Source organism: Aneurinibacillus sp. UBA3580, assembly GCF_002375825.1.
Lineage (GTDB): Bacteria > Bacillota > Bacilli > Aneurinibacillales > Aneurinibacillaceae > Aneurinibacillus > Aneurinibacillus danicus.
In genome coordinates, this window is record NZ_DFMZ01000004.1 from 70137 (window position 1) to 78326 (window position 8190).

At 49.9% G+C, this 8190-nt stretch carries 8 protein-coding genes; all 8 read left to right on the forward strand.

Annotation, left to right across the window (positions count from 1 at the left end):
* The first annotated feature begins 194 nt into the window (after positions 1-194).
* A complete protein-coding gene (locus tag B2899_RS00620; RefSeq protein WP_174760626.1) occupies positions 195-698 on the forward strand; it encodes an Lrp/AsnC family transcriptional regulator in 504 nt (167 codons plus the stop codon).
* A complete protein-coding gene (locus B2899_RS00625) occupies positions 695-1873 on the forward strand; it encodes an aminotransferase (RefSeq protein ID WP_414631735.1) in 1179 nt (392 codons plus the stop codon). Before B2899_RS00620 ends, B2899_RS00625 begins: the two co-directional genes overlap by 4 nt.
* 624 nt (positions 1874-2497) lie before the next feature.
* Positions 2498-3259: a YveK family protein gene (locus tag B2899_RS00630; protein WP_286883250.1), complete on the forward strand. Its 762-nt coding sequence runs from the start codon at positions 2498-2500 to the stop codon at positions 3257-3259.
* Positions 3256-3945 (forward strand): CpsD/CapB family tyrosine-protein kinase, encoded by a 690-nt coding sequence (locus B2899_RS00635; RefSeq protein WP_146811542.1) that lies wholly within the window; start codon positions 3256-3258, stop codon positions 3943-3945. Before B2899_RS00630 ends, B2899_RS00635 begins: the two co-directional genes overlap by 4 nt.
* Before the next feature lie 28 nt (positions 3946-3973).
* A complete protein-coding gene (locus B2899_RS00640) occupies positions 3974-4762 on the forward strand; it encodes a tyrosine-protein phosphatase (protein ID WP_146811541.1) in 789 nt (262 codons plus the stop codon).
* A 243-nt stretch (positions 4763-5005) separates the two neighbouring features.
* Positions 5006-6061 (forward strand): Gfo/Idh/MocA family protein, encoded by a 1056-nt coding sequence (locus tag B2899_RS00645; RefSeq protein ID WP_146811539.1) that lies wholly within the window; start codon positions 5006-5008, stop codon positions 6059-6061.
* Positions 6062-6078: 17 nt separating this feature from the next.
* The gene (locus tag B2899_RS00650) at positions 6079-7212 is read left to right on the forward strand and encodes a DegT/DnrJ/EryC1/StrS family aminotransferase (protein ID WP_146811537.1); all 1134 of its coding nucleotides are present in this window, start codon (positions 6079-6081) and stop codon (positions 7210-7212) included.
* The coding region (locus tag B2899_RS00655) for a nucleotide sugar dehydrogenase (protein ID WP_286883256.1) at positions 7209-8190 on the forward strand (982 nt) is incomplete at its 3' end. The genes B2899_RS00650 and B2899_RS00655, both read left to right, overlap by 4 nt.

Here is an 8190-nt window from a genome sequence, read left to right on the forward strand (position 1 = left end):
TCATTGTCTCGTTCTTTTCTCTCCTTTCCTTCGTACCACAAAAGTCGGCTGCCCTTCCCTCGATTTTCCTATCGGGGTTACGGCTGAAAATCCATAGTGGTTTTTTGCTGAAGATGAGATTATAAGAAGTTTTGTCGGCAATATCCTGAATATTGTTATATTATAAATAAAAAAAGTGGAGACAGAAGGGTTGGATGAAAGTGGAGAGAGATAAACAGCGGGAGCTGCTGCATATCCTGGAGGAGAACAGCCGCCGTTCCGCAGAAACGATTGCTACAATGCTTGATACGACCGTGGAGGATGTCAGGGAGACCATCACGAAGCTGGAGAAAGAGAAGGTTATCATTAAATATCCGGCTATCGTCAACTGGGAGAAAGTTGATGCGGATGATCTCGTAACAGCGATGATCGATGTGAAAGTAACGCCGAAGCGCGAAGTCGGATTCGACGACATAGCGGAGCGAATCTATCGCTTTCCGGAAGTGCAGTCTGTTTATTTGATGTCGGGCGCGTATGATTTATCTGTCGTTATCGAAGGAAAAACGATGCGCCAGGTTGCGCAGTTCGTGTCTGAGAAGCTGTCTGCGCTCGACTCGGTTATCTCGACGACGACGCATTTTATTCTGAAGAAATACAAGCATGATGGCGTGATTCTGGAGCAGCCCGAAGACGATAAAAGGATGGTTGTTACGCCATGAGTATGTCCCGGGTTGCCAATCGCCGTCTGTCCCGTACGATTCAGTCCATTCCGCCGTCCGGCATCCGGCGTTTCTTCGAGCTGGCGTCTTCAATGGAAGGCGTGATTTCCCTCGGTGTAGGGGAGCCGGATTTCGTTACGCCGTGGAATACGCGCGAAGCAGCGATTGCATCACTGGAGCGGGGGTATACCGCCTATACGTCCAATAGCGGTCTTTATGAATTGCGCGAAGAGATTTGCCGCTATCTCGCTTCTTCGTTCCAGGTAAACTATAATCCGGATAAAGAGATAGTGGTTACGGTAGGAGCCAGTGAAGGCATCGACCTTGCGCTGCGGGCCATTCTCGATCCGGGCGACGAAGTACTGGTCGTCGAGCCCTGTTATGTGTCCTATGATCCGGTAGTTCGCCTGGCGGGCGGCGTTCCAGTTGCAGTACAGACATCCATTGATCAGCAATTCAAGCTGACGCCGCAGCAGATTGAATCAAAGATTACCGACCGGACGAAGGCCATTATTTTCTGTTTTCCGAACAATCCGACCGGCTCGATTATGACGAAGGAAGAGCTATCTGCGCTCGCAGATGTGATTACCCGTCATGATTTACTCGTAATCTCTGATGAAATCTATGCGGAGCTAACGTACGATACAAATCATACGAGCTTCGCTTCATTGCCCGGCATGAAAGACAGGACGATTCTCTTATCCGGTTTCTCCAAGGCATTCGCTATGACCGGCTGGCGTATCGGTTATGCGGCCGGTCCGGAGGATTTAATTCAAGCGATGGTAAAAATTCATCAGTATACGATGCTATGCGCACCGATTATGGGGCAGGTTGCGGCGCTTGAATCGCTTCGCCACGGCATGGAAGCCAAAGACCGCATGGTAGAAAGCTACCGTCAACGCCGCAATTATGTGGTGAAATCGTTTGAACAAATCGGCTTGTCCTGCCATAAACCTGAAGGCGCATTCTATGCATTTCCGTCTATTGCTTCGACAGGTATGTCGGCGGAAGAATTCGCCGAGAAACTTATTCTTGAACAGAAGGTAGCCGTCGTTCCCGGTCATGTATTCGGTGAAGGCGGAGCACAGCATATTCGCTGCTCGTATGCTACCTCGCTGGAAAATCTGGAGATGGCCATTGACCGGATAGACGCCTTTCTGCAACAGCATAAATAGGAAGAGAGACGGTTTTTGTCTCTCTTTTTTTTTGTGTGGAAATAAGGAAAAAAGAAAGAGAGAAAGAGGAAAAAAGATCTGAGGGAGAAAAAAGACTTCGCCTTTTTCTGCATTAGAATTCCTTCCTCATCCTTTCCTCTCTTCTCCTTCGCGCCGCAAAAGCTGGTTGTCCTTCTCATGTTTTTCATATCGAGATTGCAGTTGAAAAGCCACGGTGCTTTTTTTTTGCGATTTTTGCCCCTGAATATTTTAGTTAGAAATTCATAAGAAAATTATTGTCAAGGAAAAAAGTCGGAATTATTATTTTGTATTTTCCGTCACTTGTATGAAAAAACGCTGGAATGCCTATCTCTAAAGGATGAATGCGCTTTTTTAATCGATAAGATTGAGAATGATTTTTATATATTTTTAACAAATTGATCACAGAAAAGAAACGGAACGTTAGCAAAAAAGCAAAATTGTAAAAATGGCAGGAAAAATTCCCAATGATTTGCTGGTATGAAAAGACTAATTTTGGAAATTTAAAATACAATTTTCGTATCATTTTTCATTCCCGCGCCTTAGTATATAGTGTTTTACGTGAAGGACATCAGCACAACGAAATTGTAAGAGAGGAATTGGAGGATGCCACAACAAGAAGAAACAATGAATGTACGGGAAGTTGTCATTACTCTTCGCAAACGATTCTGGATGATTGTTCTTATTACGCTGCTTTTTGTCGCAGTGAGCGCAGGAATTACGTATCTGGTTATGACTCCGGTCTACCAGGCGAAGTCGGAACTGCTGGTGAACAAGTCGCAAGAAGGAAGCAAGACAGGGACGATTTCTAGGAATGACATCGAATCCAATTTGCAATTGATTGAGACATATAGCGTTGTAATGAAAAGTCCACGCGTGATGGATAAGGTAGCCCAGAAGATGGGACAGCCGGATCGAGTATCGGCTCTGACCAGCCAGATTAGCGTCTCGGCGGTCAAAGATTCACAGGTCATTTCCATTGAAGCGAAAGACCCGGACAAGCAGCGGGCGGCTATGCTTGTCAACACCGTCGCGCAAACCTTCCAAGAAGAGATTACAAATATCATGAAAGTAGATAACGTACAGATTCTGACGAAAGCGAAGGCGGATACAAACGGAGGCCCGGTGCAGCCGAAGCCGATTGTCAATATGGCAGTTGCATTTGTGATCGGTCTTATTTTCTCCATGGCGCTTGCGTTCCTGCTTGAGTATCTGGATAATACGCTGAAGACGGAAGAGGACATCGAGAAACATCTTGGTTTGCCGGTTATCGGTTCGATTGCGGTAATCGAAGCCAGCGATAAGGCGGGCGTTCGTAAGTTGGAAGAGAGAAAAGCTCAGGTAGCAGCAGCAGGTGAACATTCATGAGTACAATTGATACGGCAAATAGACGATATGAAAAGCTGATTGCGCATTGGGACCCGAAATCGCCGGTATCGGAGGCATACCGGACGCTGCGCACCAATATTCAATTTGCAGGCGTAGATGAAGAGATTAAGTCCATTCTGGTGACCAGTACGGCACCGGAGGAAGGAAAGTCGACGACATCGGCGAATTTGGCCGTTGTCATGGCGCAGGCAGGCAAGCGTACATTGTACATTGACGCCGACTTGCGTAAACCGACCGCGCACCACACATTCCATGTGCCGAACCGCCGCGGGCTTACGAATTATCTGGCGAGACAGGTTCCGCTGGAGAATACTGTGCAGAAGACAGGCATCGAAAATTTGTTTGTCATGACGGCGGGACCGATTCCGCCCAATCCTGCGGAATTGCTCGGCTCGAAGAAGATGAGGGTGGTGATGGAAGAGATGGATAAGCATTTCGACGCGATTATCCTGGACACGCCCCCTACGCTGGCGGTTGCCGATTCTACCATTCTTGCCAGACTGGTGGATGGATGCGTTCTGGTCGTAAACTCGGGCAAGACGAGTCGCGATATGGCAAAAAAAGCAAAACAGCAGTTAGAAAGCACAAACACGCGCCTGCTTGGCGTTGTGCTCAATAACAAAAAGATGAAGAAAAACGACTACTACTATTACTACCAGCAATAGACTGAATCTTGAAGGAAGGGGAGCGGGAATGAATGTAGACATTCATAATCATATTTTGTGGGGGCTAGATGACGGAGCCCAGACTCCCGAAGATACGCTGGCACTGGCAAAGGATGCCGTGCAAAACGGCATTACACATGTAATCGCCACGCCGCATCATAGGGACGGAAAGTATGATAATCCTGCTTCAGTCATCCTGCAGCGAGTGGACGAAGCTAACCGCCTGCTTGAAGACAATAAGATTCCACTCACGATTCTCCCGGGAATGGAATTGCATCTCTACGGAGAGATTGTGCAGGACTTTCAAGCGGCCCATCAGACCTTGATAACGTTAAACCAGACTCAATTGTACGTTCTGATTGAGCTGCCGTATGATCATGTTCCGGCGTATACACAGCGCCTGCTGTTCGATTTGCAGGTGGAAGGGTATGTCCCGATCATTGCCCATCCGGAACGAAACCATGACATACGCGAGCGGCCGTCCATTCTGCACCGCATGGTGGAGAAAGGGGCGCTTGCCCAGCTGACGGCGGCGAGTGTCGCCGGTGAGTTCAGCAGTAAGTATCAGGGTATCTCGCGTAAGTTGATTGAGCACAATCTTATTCATTTCATCGCTTCTGATGCGCATAACATTGCACGTCGAGGATTTGCGCTGAAAGCGGCATACGAATGGATTGACCGGAAGCTTGGCGGGCAGTATACCGATTTCTTCAAAGAAAACGCGCGTCTGCTCGTCTCCGGACAGGACATTGCGGTGCCTGCACCGCGCCCGTTTGACAGGAAAAAGAAACGCCAAAAATTCCTCGGACTGTTCTAACCGGACCAGGGTTAAAATAGTCAGGTAACCGCCTGCTGCACCTCTATCACTGCAGGCACTCGGCCATGCTGTGGGCATGCAACAAAGAAGGACGATGCCTTAGACGTTCATCGTCAAGGGTGTGGTGTGAGGTCGGGTTAAATGCCCAGAATTCACCCATTATATCTTAAATAATAAATACTACTTTAAGTATATAAGCAATTATACAAGATTACAATCAATTTAAACGAAGGAAGTGGCTCAATGTCTGCTATTTCGTTTGCTATCGTTGGATGCGGACATATCGCGAACAAACATATCGAAGCAATTCGTAATATTCCGAACGCAGACCTTATCGCGGTTTGCGATACTAATCCAGAGCGTTTGAAAGAATACACGGAAAAACATAATGTACGCGGCTATCTTTCGCTCGAAGATATGCTGGAGAAAGAAACGGAGCTTGATGTCGTGAACATCTGCACGCCGAGCGGATTGCACGCACCGCTTGCGGTACAGGCCGCGGCGGCGAAGAAGCATATCATCGTCGAGAAGCCAATTGCGCTAACGCTCGAAGATGCGGACCGCATCATTCAAGCGTGCGCTGACAACGGCGTCAAACTCTCGGTTGTGCATCCGAACCGGTTCCGGCCGGCTGTCATGGAACTGAAGAAATTAAAAGATCAGGGCCTGTTCGGCAAGCTTAGTCATGTTAACGCGACGGTACGCTGGAATCGGAACCAGGCGTATTACGATCAGGCACCATGGCGCGGCACGAAAGCAATGGACGGCGGCGTGCTGATGAACCAGGCCATTCATAATCTGGACCTGATGTACTGGCTCGCCGGTCCGGTCGAAGAAGTGCAGGCCTATAATGCAACGCGCCTGCGCAATATCGAGGCGGAAGACGTATCTGTCGCCGTGCTGAAGTTCAAAGACGGCACGCTTGGCATCATTGAGGCGGCCGCAACCATTTATCCGAAGAACTATGAGGAATCGCTCAGCATCTTTGGCGAGACGGGCAGCGCCGTTATCTCCGGCAGGACCGCCAACTGGATTAAGCATCTGATTTTTGAAGGTGTATCCGAAGAAGAGGCGGCAACGATCATCGAACGGGTCGATCAAGACCCGTATGGTACGCCGGGACACCAGCGCATCATCGCTGATATGGCGGATGCGATTCGTGAAGACAGAGAGCCGCTCGTGACCGGGCAGGACGGCCGCAATGCACTGCAGCTTGTTCTGACCGTATACGAAGCAGCCGAGAAAAATGCACCCGTCAAATGGGAAGACAGCAAAGAATTAGTTAGCACCCAACAGTGAGAGGAGAAGGAATCACCATGGAAAAAACATTGCGCAAAGTATCCTTGCTGGACTTAACCGCCCAGTACCAGGACATTAAACCGGAAATTAAACAGGCGGTAGATAACGTGCTGGAAAGCGGCAATTATATCATGGGACCGTTCGTGAAAAACTTCGAGGCGGCCATGGCGGAATACTGCGGCACGAAGTATGCGATTGGCGTAGCGAACGGTACGGACGCGCTGCTTCTGACGCTCGATGCGATGGGCGTGGGACCGGGAGATGAGGTCATTACGACGCCGTTCACTTTCTTTGCATCTGCGGAAGTCATCTCTCAATTGGGCGCAACACCGGTGTTTGTCGACATCGACCCTGACACATATAACATAAATCCGGCGAAGCTGGAGGCGGCGATTACACCGAAAACAAAGGTGATTATGCCGGTTCACATTTTCGGCCAGCCGGTAGATATGGATGAAATCCGTGCCATCGCGGATAAATATAACCTGCACATTGTTGAAGACGCATGCCAGGCAATCGGTTCGAAATACAAAGGCCAGCGCATCGGCTCCATCGGTACGGCCGGCTGCTTCTCATTCTTCCCGACGAAGAACCTGGGGGGCTACGGTGATGGCGGTATCGTGGTAACCAACGATGAGGAGCTGGCCCGCAAAATTCAAATCTTGCGCGTACACGGCAGCAACCCGAAATACTATCATTCCATGATCGGCTACAATAGCCGTCTGGATGCGCTGCAGGCGGCCATGCTGCAGGTAAAACTGAAGTACATCGACCAGTGGAACCAGCAGCGCCGCGAGAAAGCGGCCATCTACAGCGAAGCGCTGAAAGACCTGCCGATTAAGCTGCCGTACGTGAAAGAAGACCGTGAAGCGGTATTCCATCTGTACATCATCCAAACCGAATACCGTGATGAATTGATGGCGTATCTGAAAGAACACGGCATCGCATCCGGCGTCTACTATCCGGTTCCGCTGCACCAGCAGGAAGTATACAAGGGGCTTGGATACGAAGCTGGAAGCCTTGCCGAATCGGAAAAAGCCGCACTCGGAACGATGGCGCTGCCGCTGTATCCGGAACTGGCGTCAGATGATCAAGAATATGTTATCTCGGTTGTGCGTGAATTCTTCGAAGCGAAGGGAGAGAGAGTATGACTACGTCTACAGCAGTTGTATCTTCGTTAGCAGAACAATTAATGCAGAAACTCGAACAAAAGACCGCCGTTATCGGCGTGGTCGGCCTCGGGTACGTCGGCCTTCCTCTGGCTGTAGAGAAAGCGAAAGCCGGGTTCAACGTGATCGGTTTTGACGTGCAGGCCAGCAAAGTGGACATGGTCAACGAGGGCGTGAACTACATCGGAGACGTCGTGGACGATGATCTGCGTGAAATCGTACAGAAGCGGAAACTGCGCGCGACATCCGACTATTCGTTCATCAACGAGGTAGATGCCGTAGCCATCTGCGTGCCGACGCCGCTTGATGCCTACCAGCAGCCGGACACCAGCTACGTAGAATCATCCGCACGCGAAGTCGCTAAGTATTTGCATCCGGGTATGCTGATTGTACTTGAAAGTACGACATATCCGGGTACGACGGAAGAATTGCTGAAGCCGATTCTCGAAGAATCCGGCCTTGTCTGCGGACAAGACTTCTTCCTCGCATACTCGCCGGAGCGCGTTGACCCGGGTAATAAACACTTCAACACAAAGAATACCCCGAAAGTAGTCGGCGGCGTAACGCCGGATTGCACGAAAGTGGCCGCATCCATGTACCGCTCCGTGCTCGAAGGGGAAGTACACGAAGTATCCAGCCCGGCGGTAGCTGAGCTGGAGAAAATCTATGAAAATACATTCCGCCACATCAATATCGCGCTGGCGAACGAGATGGCGATTCTTTGCAACAAGATGGGCATCGACGTCTGGGAAATGATTGACGCCGCGAAAACGAAGCCGTACGGATTCATGGCATTCTATCCGGGTCCGGGCCTTGGCGGACACTGCATTCCGATCGACCCGTTCTATCTGACCTGGAAAGCGCGTGAATATAACTACCATACCCGCCTGATTGAGCTGGCCGGCGAGATTAACAACAGCATGCCGGAATTCGTTACCGAGCGTGCCGCCAACCTGCTGA

Bases quoted from the DNA above. Each gene is read 5' to 3' on its own strand.
- B2899_RS00645 (WP_146811539.1), top strand. From the start codon at position 5,006: ATGTCTGCTATTTCGTTTGCTATCGTTGGATGCGGACATATCGCGAAC.
- B2899_RS00620 (WP_174760626.1), top strand. From the start codon at position 195: ATGAAAGTGGAGAGAGATAAACAGCGGGAGCTGCTGCATATCCTGGAG.
- B2899_RS00650 (WP_146811537.1), top strand. From the start codon at position 6,079: ATGGAAAAAACATTGCGCAAAGTATCCTTGCTGGACTTAACCGCCCAG.
- B2899_RS00635 (WP_146811542.1), top strand. From the start codon at position 3,256: ATGAGTACAATTGATACGGCAAATAGACGATATGAAAAGCTGATTGCG.
- B2899_RS00625 (WP_414631735.1), top strand. From the start codon at position 695: ATGAGTATGTCCCGGGTTGCCAATCGCCGTCTGTCCCGTACGATTCAG.
- B2899_RS00630 (WP_286883250.1), top strand. From the start codon at position 2,498: ATGCCACAACAAGAAGAAACAATGAATGTACGGGAAGTTGTCATTACT.
- B2899_RS00640 (WP_146811541.1), top strand. From the start codon at position 3,974: ATGAATGTAGACATTCATAATCATATTTTGTGGGGGCTAGATGACGGA.